This is a genomic window from Corynebacterium endometrii (assembly GCF_004795735.1).
Taxonomy (GTDB): Bacteria; Actinomycetota; Actinomycetes; order Mycobacteriales; family Mycobacteriaceae; genus Corynebacterium; species Corynebacterium endometrii.
On record NZ_CP039247.1, the window covers coordinates 1,096,978 to 1,123,294 of the forward strand.

The 26,317-nt window shown below is 58.0% G+C and carries 19 protein-coding genes and 2 pseudogenes; 16 read left to right on the forward strand and 5 right to left on the reverse strand.

All coding sequences use genetic code 11. The features are described from left to right. Positions 1 to 149 precede the first annotated feature (149 nt). The gene (locus tag CENDO_RS04925; protein WP_136141048.1) at positions 150 to 836 is read right to left on the reverse strand and encodes a LysE/ArgO family amino acid transporter; all 687 of its coding nucleotides are present in this window, start codon (positions 834 to 836) and stop codon (positions 150 to 152) included. Between the two features lie 70 nt (positions 837 to 906). Between CENDO_RS04925 and CENDO_RS04930 the strand changes: the two genes are divergently transcribed. After that, positions 907 to 1,812: an ArgP/LysG family DNA-binding transcriptional regulator gene (locus CENDO_RS04930; protein ID WP_136141049.1), complete on the forward strand. Its 906-nt coding sequence runs from the start codon at positions 907 to 909 to the stop codon at positions 1,810 to 1,812. Between the two features lie 51 nt (positions 1,813 to 1,863). On the opposite strand, the gene CENDO_RS04935 is transcribed toward CENDO_RS04930, so the two are convergent. After that, complete coding sequence (locus CENDO_RS04935; RefSeq protein ID WP_136141050.1) at positions 1,864 to 2,985, reverse strand: glutathione S-transferase C-terminal domain-containing protein; 1,122 nt, start codon at positions 2,983 to 2,985, stop codon at positions 1,864 to 1,866. A gap of 295 nt (positions 2,986 to 3,280) precedes the next feature. Between CENDO_RS04935 and CENDO_RS04940 the strand changes: the two genes are divergently transcribed. The 5 genes from CENDO_RS04940 (at position 3,281) to CENDO_RS04960 (ending at position 8,978) form a co-directional block, all read left to right on the forward strand. Then, positions 3,281 to 4,285, forward strand: coding sequence for a DoxX family protein (locus CENDO_RS04940; protein ID WP_136141051.1), 1,005 nt, complete (start codon positions 3,281 to 3,283; stop codon positions 4,283 to 4,285). Positions 4,286 to 4,408: 123 nt separating this feature from the next. Continuing rightward, a complete protein-coding gene (locus CENDO_RS04945; protein ID WP_136141052.1) occupies positions 4,409 to 4,837 on the forward strand; it encodes a hypothetical protein in 429 nt (142 codons plus the stop codon). Between the two features lie 8 nt (positions 4,838 to 4,845). Continuing rightward, entirely contained in the window at positions 4,846 to 5,169 is a 324-nt protein-coding gene (locus CENDO_RS04950; RefSeq protein ID WP_136141053.1) for a transcriptional regulator, read from the forward strand. 91 nt (positions 5,170 to 5,260) lie between these two features. Then, positions 5,261 to 7,621 carry an acyltransferase family protein gene (locus CENDO_RS04955; protein WP_136141054.1) on the forward strand — a complete coding sequence of 787 codons (2,361 nt, stop codon included), beginning with the start codon at positions 5,261 to 5,263 and terminating at the stop codon, positions 7,619 to 7,621. A gap of 37 nt (positions 7,622 to 7,658) precedes the next feature. Beyond that, on the forward strand, positions 7,659 to 8,978 hold the full coding sequence (locus CENDO_RS04960; RefSeq protein ID WP_168707172.1) for a glycosyltransferase family 87 protein: 1,320 nt from the start codon (positions 7,659 to 7,661) through the stop codon (positions 8,976 to 8,978). Between the two features lie 78 nt (positions 8,979 to 9,056). On the opposite strand, the gene ilvD is transcribed toward CENDO_RS04960, so the two are convergent. Both ilvD and CENDO_RS04970 read right to left on the reverse strand, forming a co-directional pair. Beyond that, positions 9,057 to 10,898 carry a dihydroxy-acid dehydratase gene (gene ilvD / locus CENDO_RS04965; protein WP_136141056.1) on the reverse strand — a complete coding sequence of 614 codons (1,842 nt, stop codon included), beginning with the start codon at positions 10,896 to 10,898 and terminating at the stop codon, positions 9,057 to 9,059. Between the two features lie 62 nt (positions 10,899 to 10,960). Then, complete coding sequence (locus CENDO_RS04970) at positions 10,961 to 11,569, reverse strand: PH domain-containing protein (RefSeq protein ID WP_136141057.1); 609 nt, start codon at positions 11,567 to 11,569, stop codon at positions 10,961 to 10,963. A gap of 370 nt (positions 11,570 to 11,939) precedes the next feature. Between CENDO_RS04970 and CENDO_RS04975 the strand changes: the two genes are divergently transcribed. From CENDO_RS04975 to CENDO_RS11225, 7 genes and pseudogenes are all read left to right on the forward strand, one after another. Continuing rightward, on the forward strand, positions 11,940 to 13,808 hold the full coding sequence (locus CENDO_RS04975; RefSeq protein ID WP_136141058.1) for an acetolactate synthase large subunit: 1,869 nt from the start codon (positions 11,940 to 11,942) through the stop codon (positions 13,806 to 13,808). Next, positions 13,808 to 14,341, forward strand: coding sequence for an acetolactate synthase small subunit (gene ilvN / locus CENDO_RS04980; RefSeq protein ID WP_136141059.1), 534 nt, complete (start codon positions 13,808 to 13,810; stop codon positions 14,339 to 14,341). Before CENDO_RS04975 ends, ilvN begins: the two co-directional genes overlap by 1 nt. A gap of 191 nt (positions 14,342 to 14,532) precedes the next feature. After that, positions 14,533 to 15,546: a ketol-acid reductoisomerase gene (ilvC, locus tag CENDO_RS04985; RefSeq protein WP_136141060.1), complete on the forward strand. Its 1,014-nt coding sequence runs from the start codon at positions 14,533 to 14,535 to the stop codon at positions 15,544 to 15,546. Between the two features lie 208 nt (positions 15,547 to 15,754). Beyond that, entirely contained in the window at positions 15,755 to 17,512 is a 1,758-nt protein-coding gene (locus CENDO_RS04990) for a DUF262 domain-containing protein (protein ID WP_136141061.1), read from the forward strand. Beyond that, positions 17,493 to 18,413, forward strand: coding sequence for a hypothetical protein (locus CENDO_RS04995; RefSeq protein ID WP_136141062.1), 921 nt, complete (start codon positions 17,493 to 17,495; stop codon positions 18,411 to 18,413). The genes CENDO_RS04990 and CENDO_RS04995 overlap by 20 nt, the downstream gene beginning before the upstream one ends. A gap of 137 nt (positions 18,414 to 18,550) precedes the next feature. Continuing rightward, positions 18,551 to 20,137 (forward strand): phosphoglycerate dehydrogenase, encoded by a 1,587-nt coding sequence (gene serA, locus CENDO_RS05000; RefSeq protein ID WP_136141063.1) that lies wholly within the window; start codon positions 18,551 to 18,553, stop codon positions 20,135 to 20,137. Positions 20,138 to 20,345: 208 nt separating this feature from the next. Next, a pseudogene (locus CENDO_RS11225) lies at positions 20,346 to 21,044 on the forward strand (helix-turn-helix domain-containing protein); the annotation flags it as partial. 34 nt (positions 21,045 to 21,078) lie between these two features. Here CENDO_RS11225 and CENDO_RS05010 read toward each other — a convergent pair. Next, positions 21,079 to 22,413 carry an IS256 family transposase gene (locus CENDO_RS05010; protein ID WP_210726520.1) on the reverse strand — a complete coding sequence of 445 codons (1,335 nt, stop codon included), beginning with the start codon at positions 22,411 to 22,413 and terminating at the stop codon, positions 21,079 to 21,081. 67 nt (positions 22,414 to 22,480) lie between these two features. Between CENDO_RS05010 and CENDO_RS05015 the strand changes: the two are divergent. From CENDO_RS05015 to CENDO_RS05025, 3 genes and pseudogenes are all read left to right on the forward strand, one after another. Continuing rightward, positions 22,481 to 23,380: pseudogene (locus tag CENDO_RS05015) on the forward strand (IS30 family transposase); the annotation flags it as partial. A 156-nt stretch (positions 23,381 to 23,536) separates the two neighbouring features. Further along, positions 23,537 to 24,556 carry a 3-isopropylmalate dehydrogenase gene (locus CENDO_RS05020; RefSeq protein WP_136141064.1) on the forward strand — a complete coding sequence of 340 codons (1,020 nt, stop codon included), beginning with the start codon at positions 23,537 to 23,539 and terminating at the stop codon, positions 24,554 to 24,556. A 125-nt stretch (positions 24,557 to 24,681) separates the two neighbouring features. Beyond that, positions 24,682 to 26,313, forward strand: coding sequence for a cell wall-binding repeat-containing protein (locus CENDO_RS05025; RefSeq protein ID WP_168707173.1), 1,632 nt, complete (start codon positions 24,682 to 24,684; stop codon positions 26,311 to 26,313). Positions 26,314 to 26,317 lie beyond the last annotated feature (4 nt).

Here is a 26,317-nt window from a genome sequence, read left to right on the forward strand (position 1 = left end):
TGGGTCAGTGACCCGTGGACATTGAACTCCGTCCCGGCGGTGCGCACTAGCGGCGCCGGGACGGGTGATGGAAAAGAAACTAGCAAATTGTAACTTAAGCCACAATAACTATTGGGGAATAGTTACGAAAATTTTACCGCGGTGGCCCCTTATACAAGGAACAGGAGCTTGTAGGTCAGTGCCACCATGATGCAGCCGATGGCGAAGTTGATGATGCGCCAGACGCGCGGCTGGGCAAGGACATCGGAGAATTTTGATGCGCCAAAGCCGACGGTGGGGAACCAAAGCACTGAAGCGCACAGCGCGCCGGTGGCAAAAAGCCAGCGGCCGTCAGCTCCGTACTGATTGGCCACCCCGCCCAGCATGACCAAGACATCAATGTAGGCGGCTGGATTGAGCCAGGTAAAAGCCAAGGCGGCCAGCGCCGGTTTTAGCCACGCGCGCTGTTGCGTTCGCGCGGTTATCCGCGTGCGAGTGGCGAGTGTTCCGCGGGTAGAGCCATCGAACGAGGCGACCTCTTGCAGTTCGTGCTGTTCCGCTTTGATGGCTTCCGCGTCTTTTTTAAAAGCGTCCCGGAAGCAAAGGAATGTGAAATAGGCAAGGTATAGGGCGCCCGCGTACTTGAGGATCGTCAGGGCCATGGGGAAGCGGTCTACTAGGTAGCCGACCCCGGCGGTGCCGCCGAAAATGAGGAGCACGTCCGAGACCATGCACACGATTACCACGGCTGCGACGCCTTGGCGTTTGATGCCCTGCTTGATGAGCAAGGCATTTTGTGGACCGATGGCAACGATGAGGGATAGGCCTAGTGCAAACCCGGCGAGCACGATTGACATGGCTCTCACTGTCGCAGTTGCTTCTAATGAAGTCCAATTAAATAATGTGAGGATGGTTTAGAATAGCTTCATGAACCCCGTTCACCTGGAAACCCTGCTCGCGATTGTTGATGAGGGCAGCTTTGAGGATGCATCCGCAGTGCTAGGAATCTCGCCTTCCGCGGTCTCGCAACGCATTAAGGCGCTGGAAAGCCAAGCCGGAAGGGTGTTATTGCGGCGCGCCAACCCGGTTACGGCGACGCACGCCGGTGAGATCTTGGTCCAAGCCGCGCGGCGCATCGCCCTAGTGCAAGCTGAAACGGATGCGCGCCTGCGGGACCGCATGGCCCGTGTGCCGCTCGAGGTAGCGGTGAACTCAGACTCACTGTCTACGTGGTTCACGCCCGTGATCTGGGACATGGCGCGCCAGGGTATGGCGGCGCTGCGCATCCGCATTGAGGACGAAGCCCGCACTTTGTCGATGCTCCGCCGCGGAGACGTACTGGGCGCGGTAACCCGTGAGGCCAAGGCCGTCTCTGGGTGTGAGTCTACCTACCTTGGCACGGTGAGCTATTGGGCCGTAGCGAGCCCGGAACTCGCCGGTCGATACGCGTTGGAAGAACCGGTTGCAACCGGTGCGACTCGAGGCGTGGACTGGCATAGCATTCCCGCGATCATGTATGGGCCTTACGATCAGGTGCTGGCAGATGCGATGAGCGAGCGGCTCATTGATAGCGTGCACATGCGCAATCGCACGTCTTCCATCCCGAGTTCGGACGGATATTTGGAAGCGGTACGTGCGGGGCTGGGCTGGGGACTAGTTATTGAGCAGCAGGCGCGCGATCTCCTTGAGTCTGGCGAGCTGGTGCAACTAGACGATCGTAGGTTGGACATCCCGCTGTATTGGCAGCGTTGGCGGCTTGAGTCCCAACTCCTCGAAGATTTAACCCACAGCGTCCAGGCGGCCGCGGCCCAGGCTTTGGCCCCTGGCGCCTAGGCGCTTTAGGGGTTGCGAAAGTCGATCCGTAGGACTCAAGAGCGTAGTGGCTTAGGACTTTCCGCCGCAGTAGGGAAAGAGCTCCAGTTGGAAAGGCTCCGGGTTTTTAATGTGCTCGCCTTCGGGGAGCTGGCGTGGCGCGGGCGTTTGACCGGTGGCAAAAGGCTGGCCGCCAAAGCGGTCACGGTCGTGTGGCTCGGCTAGCCATGACATATCCGGGCCAACCGGAACTACCTGGGTGGGGTTTACTTCCTTATGTACGAAGTAGTAGTGCTTCTTGATCTCTGCAAAATCCACCGTGTCGCCGAAACCTGGGATTTGGAATAGCTCTTGGAGGTAACCGCGAATATTGGGCAGCTCGCTCATTTTGTGTCGAGAGCACTTGAAGTGGCCGTAGTAAACTGGGTCAAAACGGATGAGCGTGACGAACAGATAGATATCGGTCAGCGTTATGTTATCGCCTACCATGTAGCGCCGCTCGCCGAGTCGCCTCTCCACCCAATCGAGCGCCTCCCAAAGTTCCTGATACGCCATCTCATAGACCTCTTGCTCAGAGGTGAAGCCGCAGCGGTACACGCCGTTGTTAATGTAGCGGAAGATGTATGAGTTGAACTCCTCCATCTGTTCGGCATGTTCTGCGGGGTACAAGTGTGGGGCACCCTCACGGTGGAACTGTGACCATTCAAGGACGAAATCCTTCACCATGGTGGGGTAGTTATTCGTGACCACCTTTGTGGTTGCCTCATCCACTAGCGCCGGCACGGTTATGCCGCGAGGGTAATCGGGGAAGCGGTTGAAATACGCGTCCTGCAGGCGGGGAATCTTCAGCACTGGGTCTACTTTTCCGGGGTCCAAGTCGAAGGTCCAGGATCGGACGTCATGTGTTGGGCCCGCCAGGCCAAGGGAAATATGATCCTCAAGGCCCATCAAGCGGCGGGTGATGACGGCGCGGTGCGCCCATGGGCACGCGCGAGCCGCGACGAGGCGGTAGCGGCCGGATTCGGCAGGCCAGTGGAATGTGCCGTCCTCGGCCGGGGTGATATCGCTAACGTCCGCGAGGACTCGATCCTCGATGTAATTGACGTCGCGAACATATTCGCCCTCAGGGCTGGCATTATGCGGGTCGCCAGCGTAGTCATCGTTAGTGTTTGTCTGCGAAGTGGCATCTGCCATCGGTCACAACTCCTTAACTTTTGAGAGAATGTGGACATGTCAACAGAATCTCCCATCAGTGTAAGCGTTTCTCCTGGGGCTTGGCAATGATGGGCAAATCCTTCCCCGTATTCCTGGCTGGTGGGCGGGTGAAACCTGTCTGGCTAAACCAATTGGTGGGGGAGGACCAATTGGTGGGGGAGGCGGGGTAGTCATAAATTTGTCCGCAAGTTTTAAGTGTCTCGCTTTGGTATCAGTTAACGGCGCGCCGAGGTGCAGGAAGCATAATGGGCTAAGCCTCGGCTAACCTGAGTGCATGACCGATAAGAAGCCAGATAAAGCCGGTATGGACTCCGAGATGGATGTTCCAACCTACAATCCAAACAATCCCTCCCGTTACGCGTCGAGCTCTACGCCCCAGGAGACGCGTTCGATTGAATTGAACTCCGATGCCCCTACTTCCGCTGCGCCGCGTGGTGGGGCAGAGAAGGGACAATCACAACCGCCGGCATCCCCGCTGGAGCGTCCGGGCCGCGCGCAGCCACAGTCCATCAATCCGGACTCCCGCTCAACCACCGCTGCGGGCTTTGATGAGCCTGCCGCCAGCACCACCGCATTCCCCGCGGCCGGTGGAACCACTGCTTCCGGAGCGTATGTCCAGCCTTCGGAGCAGTATGCGGCGCCACAGGCCGCGCCCGCACCTGCGACCGTTGAAGGGCCTGTCGAGAGCCCGGAAGAGCGTGCGGCGCGCGAAGAGCGCGAGCGCCTTGAGGCCGAAAAGCGTGAGGGGTACAAGACTTACGGCAAGCGCGGCACCATCGACTTTGGCCTTCTGTTCGTGCGCTTGGCGCTGAGCGTGTACCTCATCTTTGCTGGCGTAACCACCTTCTTCAAGCTGGGCGGCAGTGAGGGGCTTGCAGGCCTAGAGTCTGACTTCGCGGCTTACGCGCTGCCAAATGTTTTGGCAATCGGCGTTCCAACGCTCCAACTCATCGCGGGCGTATTCCTCTTATTGGGCCTCATAACCCCATTGGCGGCAATGCTTGGGTTGGTAGTCACCGGCTTTACCGCACTGCATGCCCTTGTAGAGTCCGGAACAGGCCTGGACGTCTTTGCATGGCCTGAATCCGTCTGGTTGTCCCTGGTGCTCTTCGTGATTGCTTTCGCGCTTCAGTTTACCGGCCCAGGCTTCTATTCCTTGGACTTTGGCCGTAGCTGGGCCCGCCGCCCGCTGGCCACCTCCTGGGTCTTCGTTATCCTGGGCATCGCCGCCCTTGTGGCCGTCTGGTGGTTTGGCGCAGCTGTCAACCCACTGGCATAAACCCTGACTTCTTCCTAGTCCGCCTCCTTCGCTACGAAGGTGGGCGGACTTTTTATTGCTCACCATAAATGTTGATGAAAATTATTGTTAATTACCAAACCGGAAAGTAATAGACTTTCCATTATGGAAAGCAAGCAGGATCGTGATGCGCAAGAATCGTTGGCCTTCGCGGAAGGCCTTGAGCAAAGCAAGAAAAAGGCATGGCCAAACCCATTAGGGGTTATAGTTACCCTTTTTATTGCGGTGAGTTATTCCGTCATTTCCTATGGCATCGACATTCCTGCGTGGGCACTTATCGTTTATCTGTTCCTGCTCTTCGGTGGAATTATTGGCTTTCTACTGTGGAATCAAACAAAGTCGGTGCGTGAGTCGTATCGTCAAGATCCCAATGCTGGGGAACAAGGCGGACAGTGGGTAATTCCGGTAGCGCTCATGGTTCCATTGTTCTTGCGCCCGTTCGCTGAAGGAAACATCATTGTTTCCGCCTTGATTGGCTTGATGATCATCGCGTTCTTCTATTGGGTGTGGAAGCGGAACCCGGATTGGCTGTAGGGGATGCAATGAGCGGTGATATTGTTCCTGCCCTTGATCCGGTCATCCATCCGATTAACCGCTTCAAGATTTGTGCCGTGTTGTCCAGTTACGGTGCCTTTGCAGGCCCCGTGCGCAAAGAGATGAAGTATTCGCGGTTGTGTGAAGAGACGGGGCATTCGGAAGCGACGCTGTCAAAGCAGCTGGCCGTATTGCAGGAAGCAGCCTACATCGAAAAATTCCGTGAATACGGGGCGACCAGAGCAAAAGATACGGTGTGGGTGATGCTCACTGAGACCGGCAAGCGCGCCTTTGATGGCCATCTGGCATTTCTGAAAGGCTTGGCTGGGTGATAGGCGTCGTTGCCTTGATAATGGGAATTGGCGCTTAGGTAGCGGGTGCCGTTTCCTTCTTTTTGTACTTTAAGCAGTAATATTTTTGGCGATGTCTACTCCACTTATGCTGTCTCAGTCGCCAACCAGAAGGTCATATCGTACCGATATTGACGGTCTGCGCGGTTTGGCTATCGCGCTAGTGGTTTTCTTTCACGTGTTCGTGGGGCGCGTGTCATCTGGTGTGGACGTGTTCCTGCTTATTGGCGGCATCTTTTTCTTTGGTCCTCAGATTCGGTCTGCCCTGAGCGGTAAGTCGCTGACGGTTATCCAGACTTTGATCCGCCTGCTACGTCGACTCTTCCCGGCGCTTGTCACCGTCGTCTTGGTGTCAATGGTGTTGGTATGGGGCATCTATACGGAAGTGCGTTGGGGCGCAGTCGGCAAGGACGCGATTGCATCGTTGCTGTACATCCAGAATTTCAACCTTGCTGCCGCAGGACAAGACTATGCCGCTATTGGCAGCGACGTCAGTATCTTCCAGCACATCTGGTCCATGTCGGTCCAGTTGCAAATTTATATTGGTTCGATTCTGGTCATCATGTTCTTAGGCTTTGTGCTGCGCAGCAAACCATGGGCAAAGAAGGCCTTGGTGTGGCTGCTTATTGCGGCTACGGTTACCAGTTTCATTGTGGCGATCATTGAAAATCAGATAAACCAAGGCTGGAACTACTATTCGCCACTAAGCCGCTTCTGGGAGATTGGATTAGGCGGCCTGTTCGGCATGAAGTTCATCCAGTCACCAATTGCTGAATCGCGGCGTTCATGGCGTTTGCCCGTCGGCATTGTCGGCCTTGGCCTAATCGGCTTTACCGGCCTTTTCCTGGATGGTGCCCAGCAATTCCCTGGACCACTAACACTAATACCTCTTGCTGGTGCCGCATTGGTGATCTGGTCCTGCAACCCGGAAACCGTGGCGGCGGGCCAGCAGCATGAATATGTCCAGGATTATGTTGGGGGAGTAGCCGCGATGCTGCGCTCTCCAATACCGCAGTTTCTGGGCAAGATTTCCTACAGTTTGTACCTGTGGCACTGGCCCCTACTTGCCATTGCAACCTATGCATTTGCTGGTGGTGGAGCGCGCGTCAACGTGGGTGGCTCTGGTATCACTGCGACACTAGGCGTCGTGCAGGGCGTCATCGTTGGCGTGGCTGTTATTGCCATTTCAATTTTGCTGGCCTGGGCCACGTTGAACTGGGTGGAAGTTCCGACGCGTCAGAAAACGAAACCGCGACGCTCTTGGGTAGTCAATGATGTCGGTTACATCAAAAATGCGGTCATCGGTGCGCCTGCTCGTGCCGTTGGCGCAGTGTTGACCGCGGCCTGTACATTCATGGCGTTGTTTGGCGGTGTGTGGATGCAGGAAGTCACCATCCGAACCAACCAAGTTGCCCAAGAAATCGAATATGACCCAGAGCTGTACCCAGGTCCCGATGCGATTTTGCACGGCGTAACCGTTGAACCTGAAACCCCATTGCCGGCAGCGGTTAGCCCCATTGAAGCGTTCTATCCCCGAAGTGGTGCCGACGGATGTACGGCGTTCTTTGAAGATGAAGAACTAATCCTTACTAAGGATAGTAACGGAAGTTCGGAACCGTGTGCCTATGGTGATGTCGAATCTGACCGGACCATGTATCTGTTCGGAAATTCACACGCCGATCACTTCTTGCCCGCGCTCGACGTTGTTGGGCGTGAATACGGAATCAAGGTATTTCTCCTTGCAAAGTTGAGCTGCTTTCCAGGTGGCGGCCCGGTTCGTACCGACGGTGCTGACTATCCTGAATGCGACACGTGGGTCGACAAAGCGATGAACTACATGCGTGAAAATCCACCGACGGATGGTGTGTTCTTGATTAGCACCCGACCAACCCCTACGACGCAAGGGCCTGAAGCATCACCGCTGGGGCTGCGTAGGATCGTCGAAGAACTCAATGATGCCGACATCAAAGTGTGGGCATTGCGTGATAATCCATGGCCACAGAATGCCGCCGGTGCACTAAACGTTCGCTTGTGCGTTGCGGAAGGCTCTTACGATCCCAATGATCCTGCCCGTGATTGCGGAACCGAACGCGGTCTGTACTACCTTCAGGACAATCCGGCAGTTCAAAACCTTGAAGGTCTCAACGTGACTCATGTGGACTTGGCCGATGCTTTCTGTAATGAAGAGCGTTGTCCTGGCGTCATCGGAAATGTTTTGGTGTACCGCGATGCGTCCCACGTGACAAACCTCTATTCGCAGCTGCTTGGACCGACGCTGGGTGAGCGTATGTTCCCAGACGGCCAGCTACCGCCGCTTTCGCCCGCTGGTGAACCGAATCGGCATGAGTCGGACAATAGTGAAGGTGCCCAAGACAGTCCGGACGGTGAACAGTCGCCGGAGAACCCGGCAGACGGTGTAGACAATGCTCAGTAAACAAGACACGACACGCGACAGAAAGCCTTTTCCCACGATGCAGACCAATGAACGCTTCAACAAGTTCTACCCGTTGTTGGGCTCAACGATTGCTTCCCAGCCGGTGTGGAAGAAAACGGCAATGAAGGCATTGTGGCTTGCTGCGGTTGTTGGATTGTTCCATGTCTTGGTGTGGAGCACGTGGGGAACTCATGGCCCAGATTTCGATCCGATTTGGAACGCGGTTGATAAATACGTCAATGGGGAACCGATCTACACTGCCGATTATTCGACACAGGATCCGCATTATCTGTATTCACCCGGTGCCACATTTTTGATTAGTCCTATTGGCTTGCTGCCTGGGCGCGATATTGCGCGGTGGATCATGCTTTATCTAGGCGCCGCCTGTATCTTCTTCGCCATGTGGTTGCTGGCCAAGAGCCTGACGCGCAATTACACCATACCGGTATTCCTTGGCTTTATCGCGTTGACCTGTTTCAGCAACGAACCTGTGAAGTCCACACTGGCGATTACCAACATCAATGGCTTCTTGTTCATGCTGCAGGTTATCTTCGCCTTATCTTGCGTGGAAGCCATCAAGCAGCGGCAACAGCTAAACGATGACAAGAAGAAGTTTTGGGCATGGAATCTGGGATCATTCGGCAATAAGCATGTCATCATTGCCGGTATCGCGTTGGGTTTCGCGATGGCGATCAAGCCACAATTCGTGGCAATGGCGGTCGTCCCATTCTTTGCCGGCCAGTGGTCTCTGCTGGTCATTGCTGCAGTATTTATCATCGTCACTTTTGCTATTGGCTGGTTCACGATGGCGCAACCGATGGATTACGTGGAACGATTGCTGCCTTATTTGAGTCAAGCACGCGACTATAACAACGGTTCGATTGACGGCATGGCGATTCAAATGGGATGGCCTGATGGTCTCCGTATTGCGCTGACAATCGTCTTCTTGGCGTCAGTCGCCTTCGCAGTGTGGGCGCTGTGGCGTTGGAAGGACTCTGCACCAATGTTGTGGATGTATGCCAGCTTGGGAGTGCTCTTCTGTGGCGTACTGATGTCCAGTGGCCTGATGCAGGGTTATTACTGCATCTGGCTGTTCCCAATGTTTGCCACCTTTGTCCTGAAGCAATCACCAATGCACAGCGTATTCATGTGGGTCGCTGCATGGTGCCTGATGGCGTCCGGTTCCGGGCTGCCCGAAGGAATCTGGGAGCCACTAGCGCAGGTTTTCCGCTGGCGCTCATCTATTGCGTGGTTGGTCATCCCGCTGTTTGTCGGCATTTGGGCGCTGGCCAAGAAGCCGTCAGCGCACGTAGATTCACCCGCTGTGGTGAGTGAAAATAGCTCACGCGTTAACTAAGGCAAAAAGAATCCTCTTCCGCCCATGTCTTCCATAGTGATGGAAGACAAGCAGGAGAGGATTTTTGGATGTGGCTGATTAATCTACGCGGCGAACCGCACCAAGGTCGGCAGAGGTAGCCATCTTGGCGTACGCACGCAAAGCCTTTGTTACTGGGCGGTTGCGCTCTAGCGGCGTCCAAGGCTTTTCGCGATTGTTCATTGTTTCCACGCGCTCAGCGATGACGTCTTCCGGCAGATCCAGAGTCAAGGAGCGGGTGTTGACATTGATGGTGATTGGGTCACCGTTTTCGATGATGCCAATCAAGCCACCATGGGCGGCCTCTGGTGAAATGTGGCCGATGGACAGGCCAGAGGTACCGCCCGAGAAACGGCCGTCGGTGATCAATGCACACTTCTTACCCAAGCCAGCGCCCTTGAGGAATGAGGTTGGGTGCAGCATCTCCTGCATGCCCGGCCCTCCCGCGGGGCCCTCGTAGCGGATGACCACAACCTCACCGGGCTGTACCTCACGCTTCAGGATCATGGACACCGCGTCTTCTTGCGAGTCAACGACGCGGGCAGGGCCCGTGAATTCCCACAGTTCCTCCTCGACGCCAGCCGATTTAATGATGGCGCCGTCGGGAGCAAGATTGCCCCGCAGGACCACCAACCCGCCGGACTCGGAGTAGGCGTGGTCGACAGAGTGAATGCATCCGTTTTCCTGGTCCAGATCCAGTTCATCCCAGCGGTTGGACTGGGAGAAGGGCTCCGTGGTGCGAACGCCGCCCGGTGCGGCATGGTAAAGCTCAATGGCTTCCTCCGTGGCCTTGCCGCCACGGATATCCCAGTCATCCAGCCACTGCTCGGCGTCCTTGTAGATCGCGGTGTGGACGGTTAGGTCAAGGTGCCCGCCGCGGCGAAGCTCGCCGAGGATGGCGGGGATGCCGCCGGCGCGGTGGACATCTTCAATGTGGTAGGTGCCGTTCGGGGCCACCTTGGACAGACATGGGACGGTATCCGAGATTCCCTCAATGTCATGCAGCGTGAAATCTACCTCTCCCTCCACGGCCGCTGCCAGGGTGTGGAGAATTGTGTTAGAGGAGCCGCCCATGGCCATGTCGAGGGCTAAAGCGTTGGTAAATGCGGCCTTGGTGGCGATGTTACGCGGCAGGACGGATTCATCCTCGTCGCCGTAGTAACGCTGACACATTTCAACGATTGTTTGCCCGGCCTTCTCGAATAGGGCGCGGCGGGCGGAATGGGTAGCCAGGGTGGTGCCGTTGCCAGGAAGTGCCAGCCCCAAGGCCTCAGTCAGGCAGTTCATGGAGTTTGCGGTAAACATACCGGAACAGGAACCGCAGGTGGGGCAGGCGGCTTGCTCCAGCGCGTCAAGTTCGCCGTCAGTCACGGAATCATTGGCGGACGCGGTCATGGTTGTAATGAGATCGGTGGAAGCGTGCGCTACGCCGTCGATCACAACTGCCTTGCCGGCCTCCATTGGCCCGCCGGAGACGAATATGGTGGGGATGTTAAGGCGCAGTGCCGCGTTGAGCATGCCCGGTGTGATCTTGTCGCAATTTGAGATACAGACCAATGCGTCCGCGGTGTGCGCGTTGACCATGTACTCCACCGAATCTGAGATGATCTCACGCGACGGCAGGGAGTACAGCATGCCGGAGTGTCCCATGGCGATACCGTCATCTACGGCGATGGTGTGGAACTCTTTTGGCACGCCCCCGGCCGCGCGCAAAGCGTCGGCCACGATGTCACCGACGTTCTTAAGATGAGTATGGCCCGGAACGAATTGGGTGTAGGAGTTGGCAATAGCCACGATTGGCTTGCCAAACTCGTGCTCCTGGGTGCCCGTTGCGCGCCACAGGGAGCGCGCGCCGGCGGCCTGGCGGCCTACCGTAGTTACTTTAGAACGCAGTGGAAACATGGGGAATCAGAGTCCTTGGGGATTGTTGACAATTAAAGATGCGGTTTTATTACTCGGCTTTACTACTCGGCGCGGCGAGCGCGGCGCTGAGGGCGCTTGGTTGGCGCCTTAGCCGCGACATCCGAGGATTCCGCGGCCTGCTTGCGCGCCTGTTGCGCCTGGTGCGCTTCGTATTCATCCTTGGTCATGAGCACTTCATGGCCGTCACGATGAACTACCTTGACCTTCTCCTCAGCAGCCTGGCGGCCGGCGGTAAGAGCATCGGGAATGCGTCCGCGCGACGCGGAGGCCAGCTGTGGAAGTGAATTAAAGGTTACTCCAGGCAGTGCAAGTTTGGAACCCTTTTTATCCACGGCGTACGTGGTGCGCTTGAATTCAATGCCGGCAAAATCGCTCCAGGAGATTCGCTTGGTCCCGCGGAACAAGGAGGTCACCGCGATCCCGTCCTCGTTCACAGTGGTCTTTGATTTCAGAATCCACAATACGAAGCCGACGGGCAGAATAAACAGCCACCACCAATACCATTCCATCCAGCCGATGCCCAGTAGGGCAATGGCGGATAGTAGGAGCGCGGCCAGAATATGGGCGCGGTCCGGTTTGAATACTTCTTCTTGCGTGTAGCTAGCCTGATTGGAGCTACCGCTCTTATCCGATGCGCGATTGGATGTCATGATGGCTAACTTTAATTGACTTGCGGGCGCCTTGGTTAACCACCACACCCAAGGCAATCCCATGCAACGAGACTCTTGTCCCAAAAAGGGGTATTAGGTGGCACACATGTTTGCTTTGTGTATGATTCAACTCATGATCAAGATTCGGCTTCAGCTAGTAGCAGCACGGCGCCTGCCGTAGCGGCTTTCTTAAGTCGATACCAAGCAAGCGCCCTCGCCAGCACCTACCAGAGTGCTGAGACGGGGGCTTTGTTGTTGAGGTTGCGTCCTGTCACCCGCGATGCAACTTTGGCTGATCATCACTCCCGCACCCAGGGGAGCGGATCGAGATACTTGTTAATACACGAGAGTTAAAAGGAGCAACGAGATCGTGGCAGCCTCACCTTCGCCCACACCGTCCTCGGTTGCCGAGACGACCAAACGGGAATCCGGGCAATCGGCCCCGGAACGTATCACCGGCGCGCAGGCTATTGTGCGCACCCTGGAAGACCTTGGTACTGACCTAGTCTTCGGTATTCCCGGCGGCGCCGTCCTTCCTTTGTATGACGCTTTGCATGAGTCCACGAAGCTGCGCCACGTGCTGACTCGCCATGAGCAGGGCGCGGGCCATGCGGCCGAGGGGTACGCGCAAGCCTCCGGCAAGGTCGGCGTGTGCATCGCAACGTCTGGACCAGGGGCCACGAACCTGGTTACCCCTATCGCCGATGCAAACCTGGACTCCGTTCCCGTCGTGGCGATTACCGGTCAGGTTGGCTCCCACCTGCTGGGCACGGATGCCTTCCAGGAAGCGGATATCCGCGGCGTGACCATGCCTATCACCAAACACAACTACATCGTTACCCGCCCGGAGGATATCCCTAAGGCTATCTGCTCCGCCTTTCACCTGGCTTCCACCGGCCGCCCGGGACCCGTGCTGGTGGACATTCCCAAGGATGTGCAAAACGGGACGCTGGAGTATTCCTTCCCGCCAAAGTTTGACCTTCCCGGCTACAAGCCGAACACCAAGCCACACAACCGCCAGATCGCCCAGGCGGTCAAGCTCATCGCCCAGGCTGAGCGCCCGGTGCTCTACGTAGGTGGCGGAGTCATCAAGGCTAACGCGTCCCGTGAGCTTCTGGAATTTGCAGAATATACCGGCATCCCCGTGGTTACCACCCTGATGGCCTTGGGATCATTCCCGGATTCCCACCCTCAGCACATGGGCATGCCGGGTATGCACGGCACGGTCCCCGCGGTTGCCGCGATGCAGCGTTCTGATCTCCTTATTGCCATCGGGGCGCGCTTCGATGACCGCGTGACCGGTGACGTGGATTCCTTCGCACCAAACGCCAAGGTCATTCACGCCGACGTGGACCCAGCCGAAATTGGCAAGATCGTGCAGGTCAACGTGCCCATCGTTGGCGATGCGCGCGAGGTGTTACTGTCCCTGCTCAAGACCTACCAGGCAAGTAGTGAGTTCAACCCGCCGAAGATCGATAAGTGGATGAACTACCTGCGTGACATGCAGGAGCGTTTCCCGCGCGGTTGGGAACCCACCTCCGACGGGCTTCTCAACCCGCAGTTCGTTCTGGAAAAGCTTTCTGAAATTGCGGGTCCTGACGCCATTTATTGCAGTGGCGTGGGGCAGCACCAAATGTGGTCCGCGCAGTTCATTGACTTTGAGAACCCACGCACGTGGATTAACTCCGGTGGTGCGGGAACCATGGGATACGCCGTTCCCGCGGCGCTGGGCGCAAAGGCCGCCTGCCCCGACAAGGAAGTGTGGGCAATCGATGGTGATGGCTGCTTCCAGATGACCAACCAGGAGTTAGTAACCGCCGCGATAGAAGGCTTCCCCTTCAAGGTGGCCGTCATCAATAACGGCAGCCTAGGCATGGTTCGCCAGTGGCAAACCCTGTTTTTCAATGGGCATTACTCGAACACTAAGCTGCGCGAGCAAGACGCCTTTGTCCCGGACTTTGTGAAGCTGGCCGAGGCGCTGGGCTGCGAATCCATCCGCGTGACCAGGGAAGAAGAGGTAGAAGCCGCCATTCAACGCGCGCGTGAAATCAATGACCGCCCGGTGGTCATTGACTTCATTGTGGGCCAGGACGCCCAAGTGTGGCCAATGGTATCCGGCGGAGCGTCCAATGAAGAGATTCAGTACGCATTGGGCCTGCGCCCGTTGTTCGATGAAAACGCCTCAGCTGCGGAAGAACCTACTGACATCCACGAAACCCTTGAGGAGGTCCAGGAGTAATGGTTGCCAACAACCCAACTACCGGCCGTACCCGCCATACGCTCTCCGTGTTGGTGGAGGACATTGAAGGCATCACCTCGCGCGTAGCGGCGCTGTTTACCCGCCGTGGCTACAACTTGGTTTCCATCGTGTCCGCGCGCACGGAAACGCCAGGTATCAACCGCTTTACCATCGTTGTGGATGCAGATGATGTGGTAATCGAGCAGGTGACCAAGCAGCTCAACAAGATCATTCCGGTGCTCAAGGTTGTGGAGCTCGAGCAGGAGACCTCGGTGGCTCGCGCCATCATGCTCGTTAAGGTCGCGGCAAACAACGAAAACCGGGCTCAGCTGGTATCTGCGGTGGACATCTTCCGTGCTCGCATCATTGATGTAGCGCCCGAATCGGTGATTGTGGAGGCCACCGGAACGCCTAAGAAGCTCAAGGCGTTGCTCAACGTGCTGGAGCCCTTCGGTATCCGTGAACTGGTCCAGTCCGGACACGTGGCCCTGGGCCGCGGCCCCAAGGCCATGGCGCCCAGCAAGCTGCACTAGTTGTAAGAGTGCGCCGGGACGGCGAGTAACCAGTGCTCCACGTCTCATTTGGTGGGATACACAACCCAAAAATCTCATAATGTGAACATTTTGTCCCGCGGTGTGATATAAAGGAAGTCATCCCGCAACGCATCAAGCGCCCGTCTTGGGCGGGCCTGATGCAACCTCAGAACATAAAAGGAAGAGTATTAATGGCTATCGAGACTTTCTACGACGCTGATGCGGACCTTTCCCTGATCCAGGGAAAGAAGGTTGCAATCATCGGCTACGGCTCCCAGGGCCACGCACACTCCCAGAACCTGCGTGATTCCGGCGTAGAGGTATGCATTGGTCTGCGTGACGGCTCCAAGTCCGCGGAGAAGGCTAAGGAAGCCGGCTTCGAGGTTAAGTCAACTGCGGACGCTGCGGCTTGGGCTGACGTCATCATGATCCTGGCTCCGGATACCTCCCAGGCGGAGATCTTCACCAACGATGTTGAGCCCAACCTCAACAATGGTGACGTGCTTCTGTTCGGCCACGGCCTGAATATCCACTTCGAGCTGATCAAGCCCCCAGCAAACGTTGCGGTTGGCATGGTTGCGCCAAAGGGCCCGGGTCACCTGGTACGCCGCCAGTTCGTTGACGGCAAGGGTGTTCCTTGCCTGATCGCCGTTGCCCAGGACCCACAGGGCGACGCCCAGGAACTCCTGCTTTCCTACGCCGCTGCCATCGGCGGCGCACGCGCGGGCGTAATCCCAACCACCTTCGAGGCAGAGACTGTTACTGACCTCTTCGGCGAGCAGGCTGTCCTTTGTGGCGGCACCGAGGAACTGGTGAAGACCGGTTTCGAGGTTTTGGTCGAGGCAGGCTACGAGCCTGAAATGGCTTACTTCGAGTGCCTCCACGAGCTCAAGCTCATCGTGGACCTTATGTTCGAGGGCGGCATCTCCAACATGAATTACTCCGTGTCTGACACCGCGGAGTTCGGCGGCTACCTCTCCGGCCCTCGAGTCATCGATGCGGGCACCAAGGAGCGCATGAAGGAGATCCTGAAGGACATCCAGGACGGCACCTTCACCAAGCGTCTGGTTGCCAACGTTGAGGGTGGCAACAAGGAGCTTGAGGGTCTGCGCGCTGACTACGCCAACCATGAGATTGAGAAGACCGGCGCCAAGCTGCGTGACCTCATGAGCTGGGTAAAGGTTGAACTCAACGAGACTGCCTAAGCACTCCCGCTTAAAGCTTTAGCCACGCCTTAATCAGGCGGGGCGGCCATTCCAGGGGCACCGCACTCTATGTGCGGTGCCCCTAAAAGGTATTTAAGGCGTGGAGCATTCTAAGCGATCGAGAAACTCGTGGCGCGCCTCCATCGAAATCAGCGGGGTGGGGCGGCTCGTTAAGCGAGCCTCCACATACCGGTTTAGACTATGGGGCATGGGTTTTACTACGCCGAACTATGGACTGACGGATCTTTTCTCGCGGATAGACAGGGGAGACCTGCAATTGCCGGACTTCCAGCGCGCCTACGCCTGGGATGTTGATCGCATTCGCTCCCTTATAGTCACCGTCTTGCGCGGATACCCCATGGGTGCATTGATGGCGCTCGATACCCGCAATGAGCCCATGCGTTTTCGCCCTCGCCCGCTCAGCGGCGCTCCCGATACGGGGGAGAACCCGGGCCTGCTTCTGCTCGACGGGCAGCAGCGCCTGACCACCCTTTACCACTGCTTCCGCGGAAACGGCCAGGTCAATACCACGGATTTCCGCGGCAAGGAGATTACCCGCAGCTTTTTCGTTGATGTGCATTCCGCAGTTAGCGAGGGCCTCATGCCTGACGAGGCAGTGTTCGCGGTCGACGCGGAGGGCCACGTGCGCTCCCACTTTGGGCCCCGGGTAGAGGGCAGCTTGCTCGATAAAGAGGTTGCGTTGGCTCACGGCTGCCTGCCGGTCGCCGCATTGCTAACTGAAGAGGGCACGTCCATGCTCTTTGAGCTCGTATTCGCCACATCGGATACCCCGGAGCGGCGCGAGGAGATCGCGGCTTTTAACAACCGGATTCTGCGCCCATTGGCCGGCTACCGCACGCCCATGATTCGATTGGCGCGCGAGACCGGCCGGGCTGGTGTGGGTTCAATTTTCGCCCAGGCCAATTCGGCAGGTTTGCAGATGGACGTCTTTGAGCTGCTCACCGCGGTGTTCGCCAACGAGCGTGAGGACTTCAGGCTCGGGGAACACTGGCGGGACGTGGAGGCGCAGCTGCGCCGGTTCCCGGCGCTAGACGGCATCGGCCGCACCGAGTTCCTCCAGGCGGTCTCCCTCTACGTAACGGCCACCACGGGTCAAGCCGGCGGTCAGCGCGAAGACATCCTGAGGTTAAGCCTCGATCAGTACCTTGAGGGCGCCGAGGCCATGGTGCCAGCATTTGCCTCCGTCGCCGAGTTTTTCGCACGTCGGTGCATTTTCACCAGGGACCAAGTCCCTTATACCGCCCAGGTGATTCCGCTTGCCGTTATCCTCGCACAGCTCGGTGGCCATACGGATGTACTGGCCAACGAACAGGCGCGGGACCGCATCAACCAGTGGTTCTGGTGCGGCGTGTTTGGGGAACTCTACGGCTCATCGGCCGTGAAACTTCGTTCGGCTCGGGACGTAGTCGAGGTGACCCGTTGGGCGCGCGGAGAGACGGAGGAAAAGCCCAAGACGGTTGTCGATGCCACCTTCTACGAGTCCCGCTTCCTTACCGCTAACGATGCCGACGCGATTTATCACGCGTTTTATTCTTTGCTGATGGCCCGCGGCGCCCGGGATTGGCGTTCTGCGCAGCCCTTTGACCGCCACACAGTGGCGGACCTGGTGCCCGGTTTCCATTGGATATACCCACGGGAGTGGTGCGAGTCCCACGGCGTTGACCCGCAACTTGCCGGCTCCGTGCTCAACCTCGCTCCCATGGGGAAGCGCACCTGGGTGGTGATCGATGGCCGTGCTCCAAAGCGTTACCTTCCGCGAGTCCAGTCCAAGTCGCTCATGGAGGACTCCGAGTTCGACGCGGTCCTGGAATCCCACGAGATCGACCCGGAGCTGGTCCGGCGCGACGATCCACAGGAGTTCTGGGATGACCGCCGTGCCCGCTTCACTGGCATTATTGAATACGCCATGGACAAGCCTGTGGTGCGTGATATGGATGGCGTTTAGGGCCAGGCGATGGGCCGGGGGCGTTGCCCTAGCCGCGGCGTTGAGCGTGGCCGGCTGCGGTATTGGACCCACCGGCTCCCTGGCCGTACCCACCAGCACCGACGTGCCCGAGGCAGACATTGACTTAGCGAAGGCGGCTGCAGAAAATCGCTCCAATTTCTATGAGGAGCGCTTCCGGGGCAAGGTTCAGGTCTTGACGGATAGTACGGGAATTGACGCCGCGAGACTGTTTTTCAAGGACTCATCCTCGCTTATCATCGCCGATGCGTCACAGGCTTCTCAGTTGCGCGCGGCCTCGATCGCCGTGGCCCAGCACGCGCCAATGATCGTCTACGAGCCCGAGGCTCGTGGCGATATCACCTCGCTCATCCATGAGCTAGGCGTCAGCCGCGTGTTGCTTGTGGGTGACGTGCCGTTTGCTGCCCAGGAGGGCGCGACGGTCGTTTCCCGTGATCCTGGAACCGTCAAGGCGATGGGAGTCTTCACCGCCTTTCAATTCACCCCAGAATTGGTCTCTGGCCCCGAAAAGATGGTGGAGAAGGTCGCCGGCCTAGACCCTGAGGCCAAGACCGAACTCAAGGCCACGTGGGAACAGCTCGAAGTGGATGCCGAGGCTGATTACAGCGAGCTGTCCGCCGTTCCAGCGCAGTCTCGCAGGGACGCCGATCAGGCCCCCGTAGTCATCGCCACCCCCGAATCCCCCATAGCTGCCGTAGCCACGGTCCGCGCATATGGGGGTAGCGTGCGCGTATTACCCAGCGGTGACCCAAGGGAGTCTAAGGCCGCATATGCCATGGTAGCGGGCCTAGAGCAAGGACCTTTAGTGGCTTTAGGTCCCGTTTTCGAGACACCCCAGGTGTTGCGGGATAGAATCAGGCAAGGCTGGGGCCAGCAAGACTGATACACCTCTTGGTGTTGCTGCGGTACTCCGGCCATGTTGCGTATTTTGGGCTCACCCGCTCACCCCGCACACGAAGTATTTAGCCACCACGGAATTCCGCCTACGGAATCCACTGTTTTCACCTTTAAGGAATACGAATGTCGAAGCCGGTCGTTCTCATCGCCGACAAGCTTGCTGAATCCACCGTTGCTGCCCTGGGCGATGGAGTAGAGGTCCGCTGGGTAGATGGCCCGAACCGTCCAGAGTTGCTGGCCGCCGTTCCGGAGGCGGACGCGCTGCTGGTGCGCTCCGCAACCACTGTGGACGCCGAAGTACTACATGCCGCACCGAAACTAAAGATCGTGGGCCGTGCCGGCGTTGGCCTGGACAACGTTGATATTGATACCGCCACTGAACGCGGCGTCATGGTCGTCAACGCGCCGACCTCCAACATTCACTCCGCATGTGAGCAGGCTATTGCGCTGCTCCTAGCAACCGCCCGCCAGGTACCTGCCGCTGATCGGACCCTGCGCGACGGGGAATGGAAGCGCTCCGCTTTTAAAGGCGTGGAGATCTACGGCAAGACCATTGGCGTCGTGGGTTTTGGGCACATCGGCCAGCTTTTCGCCCAGCGTTTGAAGGCCTTTGAGACCACCATCATTGCTTATGACCCATACGCGAACCCGGCGCGCGCCGCGGCCCTGGGGGTCGAGCTGGTTGAGCTAGAAGACCTGGTCGCCCGCGCCGATTTCGTTACTATTCACCTGCCTAAGACCCCGGAGACCGCGGGCATGTTCTCTGCGGATCTGCTCGCTAAATGCAAGAAGGGGCAGATCATCATCAACGCCGCCCGCGGCGGTCTAGTAGATGAACAGGCCCTGGCCGATTCCATCAAGGCTGGCCATCACCGGGGCGCGGGGTTTGATGTCTACGCCACCGAGCCGTGCACCGATTCACCGCTTTTTGGGCTTGACGAGTGCGTGGTATCTCCACACTTGGGCGCGTCTACCGTTGAGGCTCAGGATCGTGCGGGTACTGACGTGGCGGCTTCGGTTCTCAAGGCGCTCAATGGTGAGTTTGTTGCGGATGCGGTCAACGTATCCGGCGGCAAGGTTGGCGAAGAGGTGTCCCTGTGGCTGGACTTGGCCCGCAAGCTGGGCCTCGCTGCCGGCAAGTTGCTTGGCCAGGCACCCGTGGCTTTGGAGGTTACCGCCTGCGGTGAATTGGCGGGTGAGCAGGTTGATGCCTTGGGCCTGTCCGCGGTACGCGGGCTCTTTTCCGGCGTCACCTCCGAACCCGTGACTTTCGTCAACGCGATGAAGATTGCGGAGGCTCGGGGCCTGAGTGTCTCCGTGCACACCGAGGCTGAGTCTAAGGCTCACCGCTCGACGCTGAAGGTAAACGCCATTGGTGCGGACGGTACGGCTTTGGAGTTGGTGGGCGCGTTGACGGGCGTCGAGGCCGTTGAGAAGTTTGTGCGCATTAACGGCAGGGGTGTTGATATGCGCGCTTACGGCCGCAATATCTTCTTCTCCTATGCAGATAAGCCCGGCGCGTTGGGTGCCGTGGGTACCGCGTTGGGTGCGGAAGGTATCAACATCGATGCCGCGGCGCTGACTATGGGAAGGGATGAGAGCCAGGCGGTTCTTATCATCCGCGTCGATCAGGAGGTTCCGGAACCCGTTCTGGATTCTCTTTCCGACAAGCTCGGAGCGGTAACCCAGCAGTTCGATTTCGAGGCTTAAAGCGCCCCAAGAACTAAAATCCAGGCCCCTGAGTCTTTTAGGGTTCTAGTGGCCTAGCCGGAGACGATTTCCGGCTAACGTCTGCGCAACCCGCGCGCCGCGTGCTCCATGTGAGGGCCCGCGTAGCGTGCGGGTTGCTTCGTTTGTTGTGGAAAGGGCGGATTCTAGGGATCGTCGAAACACCTGACCTTGATTGGTGGTGTTTGTGGTGTCGAGTCGTTGGGATCCTTCGCCGGAGGTGGTGGAGCAGCTGTGCGTCTTAGTCCACGGTGGCCGCAGCGTGTGTAGTGCCGCGACGGAATTGGGCCTTAGCCTGAATGTTGCTTATCGTTTAGCCCGCGAACTTCAGCTGCCTATTCGCAGTAAGAAGACTCTTTCCAGGCCAGATGCTCAACGCATTGAACAGCTGTGGAAGCAGGGCGTGAAGCCAATGCAGATTGCGTCCCGGCTCAATCTGACCCCGAGCGTGGTCTACCGCATTGGTATTGAGCGTGGCCTGTGGCACCGCAATCCGCATGGTCGTCGCGCAAACGCCACGTCACGTCGCTGTGAGTATTTGACGCTGCGGGTTAGCGCAATGGGCCGAAAGGACGCCGCAGAAGCCGTCGGGATCAATCCGCGCGACGCCCTCGATATCGACAAGGGAGTTATTAAGCTCAATCCTGTAGGACGCGTGCCGTTTGTCCCCGACGGACCCGATGTCGCGCTCTATAAAAGACTTATGCAGGTCTTGCCCTATGTTGACGGCCGTCTAGCAGTACCCGTCGAAGTCATCGCACAGCACGCAATAGACAAGCGCATCAGTTCACGGTATTTGTCCGTCGAGGAGCGCGAACTCATCGCCGATTTGCACCGTCAAGGCCTTGGTGTGCGTGCTATTGCCCGACGATTGGGACGCTCTGCTGGAGCGTGTCAAGTTGTTTGTGTGTGGGGTTGATTTCTTATAGATATAGGTCGAAGCGCTCGGGGTAGGCTACAGCCATTTGGTTGATGGCTTGTTTCCAGCCAGCAACTCGTGCGCCTTCAACGAGCCTGCCGGCGGTTGCTGAGGCGCGTTTTCCTTCTTTATCGCGACGAGCAGCGCGTTTGTCTTCAATGTTGCAGATCATCAACCACAGCGTCTTCAGCGCTGATTCATCGTTAGTAAACTGCACCCTGTTACGGGTGGCTTTACGCAACTCGTTGTTCAACGATTCGATGGAATTAGTCGTATAGATGACTTTCCTGGCTGCCGGCGGGAACTGCAAAAACGGCACAAACCGCTCCCACGCGTCCTGCCAGACCTTGACTGACCTTGGGTATTTCTCGCCAAGCTCAGAGGCCTCAAAATCTGCCAAGGCTGCAGCAGCACTGGATTCATCTGGGGCAGTGTAGACCTTTTTGAGCGCGGCTGATACTGCTTTGCGGTCACCGTAGGACACCCAGCGGTTAGCAGCCCGAATCAGATGCACTACACAGGTTTGAACCATTGAGCCTGGCCAGGTTGCCTCAATAGCCTCAGGCAGGCCTTTAAGCCCGTCACAGCAGACGATAAACACATCACGTACGCCGCGGTTAGCAAGGTTGGAGCATACCTGCGCCCACAACGATGCGCCTTCTTCTTTGGCAATCCACAAGCCCAGAATATGCTTAACACCGTCGATGTCCACCCCGATGGCCATGTAGGCGGATTTGTTGACCACTCGGCCGCCGTCACGGACTTTAATGCGTAGCGCATCGAGGAAGATGACGGGGTAGAACTCGTCAAGCTGGCGGTTTTGCCAGATCATGACCTCGTCAAGCACAGCGTCGGTGATTGCGGAGATGGTTTCATGAGAAATATCGACTCGCATCGCAGTGGCCAGGTGATGCTGGATATCGCGGATGGTCATTCCGCCAGCATACAGGCTAACGATCATGTCATCGACGTCTGTTAAACGCCTGGATCCTTTAGGGACCATGGTTGGGATATAGGTCCCGGCCCTGTCCCTGGGGATATCTACGGTGACCGGCCCGTAGTTAGAATCAACAGTCTTTGGATACGAGCCGTTGCGGTAATTGTCCGTACCAGCAGCGGCTTTACCATCCCGGTCACCAGCCTGGTATCCCAGGTGAGCGTCCATCTCGGCTTCCAACCCCCGCGTGATAGAAGCTTGCAACATGCCTCTGACTAGGTCATTGGCATCCGTAGTGGAGGTTCCAAGCTGATCAATAAGCTTGGCGATCTCGGGGTTGGCTAAAAGCTTTTTCTCAATCGCGTCAATCTTGGCCTTATCAGCCGGATCTCGTCGTGCCATAGTTGTCATTCTGGCTCATCTCCTTATGCGGGATAGATTCCCACACACAAACCATCTGACACTCTCCTCTGCTGGAACGATAAGCAAGGAAATGGCACGCAATCGCGACGAGTGTGGGCTGTATCTACCGCATGCAGCTCACAGGAAATCGGTGCTGCGCAGGTTTCGGCCAAAGCCACGCAAACTCGACACGAACGCGGCACTGCATGAGGTGGTGTGGTCGTTGCTGAAACAGCGGTATTCGCCGGTGCAGATTTCGAATCGGTTGCGTCTGGACTTCCCTGACGATGACACTATGAGGGTGTGTCCTGAAACTATCTACATGTCGTTGTTCTTCCAAGCTAAAGGGGAGCTGAAGAAAGAAATTGCTGCGTGCCTGCGTCAAGGCCGCGCCGTGCGCAAGCCTTGCAATCAGCGCATTCCACGTCAACGGTGTAGCGATCCCATGGTGATGATTTCTCAGCGGCCTGCAACGGTCGACGATCGCGCAGTCCCTGGACATTGGGAAGGCGACCTCATCTTGGGCAAAGCAAACAAGTCAGCAATCGGCACCCTTGTAGAACGCAGCACCAGGTACGTGATGTTGCTTTACCTGCCCAACGGCCACGGTGCTGTGGAAGTACGCAACGCGCTCGTTGATGCTATCGAGCAGTTGCCGACGCATTTGCGTGGTTCGTTAACGTGGGATCAGGGAAGTGAAATGGCTGGTCATAAGTCCTTCACCATTGCCACAGATTGCCCGGTGTACTTCTGTGACCCTGCATCACCATGGCAGCGAGGAAGCAACGAAAACACCAACGGGTTGCTGCGCCAGTATTTCCCCAAAGGCACTGACCTATCGGTCCATACCAAAGAAGACCTCGAGTTCGTAGCCATGCAACTCAACGACAGACCACGCGCAACCCTAGGATTCGCCAAACCAGCCGAAAAGATGGCTGAACTGCTAGGCTGTGCCAACGAAAACTAGAACCGTGTTTCCACGATCCCTAGAATCCGCCAAGCCCGCGCTTCAATGGCTATCTCAGCAACTGGGGCGCGCGCCACAACGTAATGGGTACACCAGGTTAAGTAAGGGTGGTAGCCTTAGGGAAGCATCCATTATGTGAGAAAGGAATCCCGCAAAATGAAACTAGCTGTTATCGGTGGAGACGGAATTGGCCCGGAGGTCACCGCGGAGGCTCTCAAGGTCCTCAATGCCGTGCGTGATGACATCGAGACCACCGAGTATGACCTTGGCGCACGCCGTTACCTGCGCAATGGTGAGCTTTTAACCGACGCGGATCTGGATTCCCTTCGTCAGCATGATGCTATTTTGCTGGGCGCCATCGGTGCTCCGGGCGAGGTGGCCCCAGGCATCCTGGAGCGCGGTCTGCTGCTGAAGATGCGCTTCGCCCTGGATCACCACGTCAACCTGCGCCCGTCCAAGCTGTACCCAACCGCCAAAAGCCCCCTGGCAGACCCCGGCGAGATTGATTTCGTGGTGGTTCGCGAGGGCACCGAGGGCCTCTATTGCGGCAATGGTGGAACCCTGCGTAAGGGGACCGAGCATGAGGTAGCGTCCGAGGTTTCCCAAAACACGCGCTATGGCGTGGAGCGCGTCGTGCGTGACGCTTTCGCCCGCGCAGAGGCTCGACGCAAGCACCTGACCCTGGTGCATAAGAACAACGTTCTAGTAAACGCTGGTGATCTGTGGAAGCGCACCGTCGATGAGGTTTCCGCGGAATTCCCCGACGTTACCGTTGAGTACAACCACATTGACGCCGCGACCATCTATATGGTCACTGATCCCTCCCGTTATGACGTTATTGTCACCGACAATCTTTTCGGTGACATCCTGACGGATCTGGCGGGCGCGGTCACCGGCGGCATTGGCCTAGCGGCTTCCGGCAATATCGATGCATCTGGGGTCAACCCGTCGATGTTCGAACCGGTGCATGGTTCCGCGCCGGATATCGCTGGTAAGGGTATTGCCGACCCCACGGCGGCCATTCTCTCCGCAGCGATGCTGCTGCGCCACCTAGGCGATACCAGTAACGCCGAGCGGATTGAGCGCGCTGTGTCAGAGGATGTGTCGAACCGCTCAGGCGAGCAGGAAAAGACCACCGTTATTGGTGACCGCATCGCCGCAGCGCTAAGGGCTTAGTTTTCCACGCCTCAATCCGCTCCATCCCGCCCCCTCGCACCCAGTGCGCCGGGGCGGGATTTTTCGCGCAAACGCGTGATCCAAACCCCATATAGGCTCCGCCCAGCACGTAGGGTTAAACATTGATGAATAAGCCACTTAGTTCCCATTCTGTATCTACTATCCGCAAGGCCGCCGCGCTCGCGGCGTGCATCGGCCTAGCCGCCACTGGCGCCGTTGCCTGTTCGCCCAACGGCGGTGACGCCAACGGCCCAGGTTCCGCGGCCGAGGAAAACCTGGCCCCGCCTTTCGGCATTGATTCAGCCCAGGCTGAGCTTGCCGCGGACCCTAAGGGCGTCAAGGCCCTCCAGCGGTTCTTTGAAGAAACCCCTGACCGCATCGTCGTTGCGGGCGCCGGTCAGCCGGATCAACTCGCGGCGGCCCGCGCGGCCATCGCGGACGGGGTGCCCCTCCTCGTTGCGGATTCGGCGACTGACGCGGACGTAATCGCCGCTATTGAAGAATCCGGGGCTGACTCCGTGACCGCGTACGGCGCGGATGTATCGGCAATGGTCATCGAGGGAGTGGAGGTTAACGTCGGCGAGACTAGCCCGGAGCAGGAGCCCGCCCCGGCGCTCACCGACCTTCAATCCCCAGCCGGCCTAAGCCCCCAGGGGCGCACTGATACTATGGCGCCGGAAGAGGCGGAGTCCATCGAGCAGGCGGGGCGCCTCGTAGCCGCCGCGGCGGCGGCCCAGCCCGCAGAGACGGTGGATGCCACCGTGTTCGTGACCGCTGACACCGGGGTGGCGGCCACGGCTACCGCACGCGCGGCCGGTGCTCGGGTGCTGCTGCTGCCGGTCGGGGACCCGCGTGCCACCCCCGAATCCATGGAGGCGGTTTCAGGGGGCAAGTTCCTTGCAATGGGTCAGGACTTTGGGCCGCAGGAACGCTTCGACGGGGCGGTGGAGCTGGCCGCTAACGGCGAGCTCCCCGGTGGGGGCGGATTGGTGTTCCCGGGGCGCCGCATGATTGCCCTGTACGGCCATCCATCCGGCCCGGCACTGGGGTTGATGGGCGAACAACCGGCTGAGGAAGCCGTAGCCCGCGTGCAGGCGATGGTCGAGGAGTATCAACAACACACCCAGGAGCCGGTGATCCCCGCGTTTGAAATCATTGCTACCGTCGCCTCCGATGCCCCCGGGAAGGACGGTGATTACGCCAACGAGACGGCCGTAGAGGATCTTATTCCTTACGTTGATGCTATTACTGAGGCGGGTGGCTACGCCGTCCTAGACTTGCAGCCGGGCCGTGCCAGCTTGGTGGACCAGGCGCGCATGTATGAAGAATTGCTTAAGCGCCCGCATGTCGGCCTAGCGCTGGATCCCGAGTGGAAGATTGCCCCGGATGAGGTGCCCATGACCAACATTGGGCATGTAGACGCCGCCGAGGTAAACGAAGTGGCGGATTGGCTAGCAGCGTTGGTCCGCGAGAATAACCTCCCGCAAAAGGGCCTCATTCTTCACCAATTCCAGCTGCAGATGATCCGCGATAGGGAGACCATCCGCACGGACCAACCGGAGTTATCCTGGATCCTGCACGCCGACGGCCACGGCTCGCACGGCCAAAAGATCGAGACGTGGAATGCGCTGCGCCAGGATCTCAGCCCGGATTTCTCCATGGCGTGGAAGAACTTCCTGGATGAAGACACGCCAATGTATACGCCTGCGGAAACTTTTGCCCTGGATCCCCGCCCATGGTTCGTCTCCTACCAGTAACCTG

Excerpts from the sequence above, each read along its gene's own strand:
- CENDO_RS04945 (WP_136141052.1), top strand. The coding sequence starts at position 4,409 with ATGGAAAGCAAGCAGGATCGTGATGCGCAAGAATCGTTGGCCTTCGCG.
- CENDO_RS04925 (WP_136141048.1), bottom strand. The coding sequence starts at position 836 with ATGTCAATCGTGCTCGCCGGGTTTGCACTAGGCCTATCCCTCATCGTT.
- CENDO_RS04970 (WP_136141057.1), bottom strand. The coding sequence starts at position 11,569 with ATGACATCCAATCGCGCATCGGATAAGAGCGGTAGCTCCAATCAGGCT.
- CENDO_RS04960 (WP_168707172.1), top strand. The coding sequence starts at position 7,659 with ATGCAGACCAATGAACGCTTCAACAAGTTCTACCCGTTGTTGGGCTCA.
- CENDO_RS04930 (WP_136141049.1), top strand. The coding sequence starts at position 907 with ATGAACCCCGTTCACCTGGAAACCCTGCTCGCGATTGTTGATGAGGGC.
- ilvN (WP_136141059.1), top strand. The coding sequence starts at position 13,808 with ATGGTTGCCAACAACCCAACTACCGGCCGTACCCGCCATACGCTCTCC.
- ilvC (WP_136141060.1), top strand. The coding sequence starts at position 14,533 with ATGGCTATCGAGACTTTCTACGACGCTGATGCGGACCTTTCCCTGATC.
- CENDO_RS04990 (WP_136141061.1), top strand. The coding sequence starts at position 15,755 with ATGGGTTTTACTACGCCGAACTATGGACTGACGGATCTTTTCTCGCGG.
- ilvD (WP_136141056.1), bottom strand. The coding sequence starts at position 10,898 with ATGTTTCCACTGCGTTCTAAAGTAACTACGGTAGGCCGCCAGGCCGCC.
- CENDO_RS05010 (WP_210726520.1), bottom strand. The coding sequence starts at position 22,413 with ATGGCACGACGAGATCCGGCTGATAAGGCCAAGATTGACGCGATTGAG.
- CENDO_RS04935 (WP_136141050.1), bottom strand. The coding sequence starts at position 2,985 with ATGGCAGATGCCACTTCGCAGACAAACACTAACGATGACTACGCTGGC.
- serA (WP_136141063.1), top strand. The coding sequence starts at position 18,551 with ATGTCGAAGCCGGTCGTTCTCATCGCCGACAAGCTTGCTGAATCCACC.
- CENDO_RS05025 (WP_168707173.1), top strand. The coding sequence starts at position 24,682 with ATGAATAAGCCACTTAGTTCCCATTCTGTATCTACTATCCGCAAGGCC.
- CENDO_RS04950 (WP_136141053.1), top strand. The coding sequence starts at position 4,846 with ATGAGCGGTGATATTGTTCCTGCCCTTGATCCGGTCATCCATCCGATT.
- CENDO_RS05020 (WP_136141064.1), top strand. The coding sequence starts at position 23,537 with ATGAAACTAGCTGTTATCGGTGGAGACGGAATTGGCCCGGAGGTCACC.
- CENDO_RS04955 (WP_136141054.1), top strand. The coding sequence starts at position 5,261 with ATGTCTACTCCACTTATGCTGTCTCAGTCGCCAACCAGAAGGTCATAT.
- CENDO_RS04940 (WP_136141051.1), top strand. The coding sequence starts at position 3,281 with ATGACCGATAAGAAGCCAGATAAAGCCGGTATGGACTCCGAGATGGAT.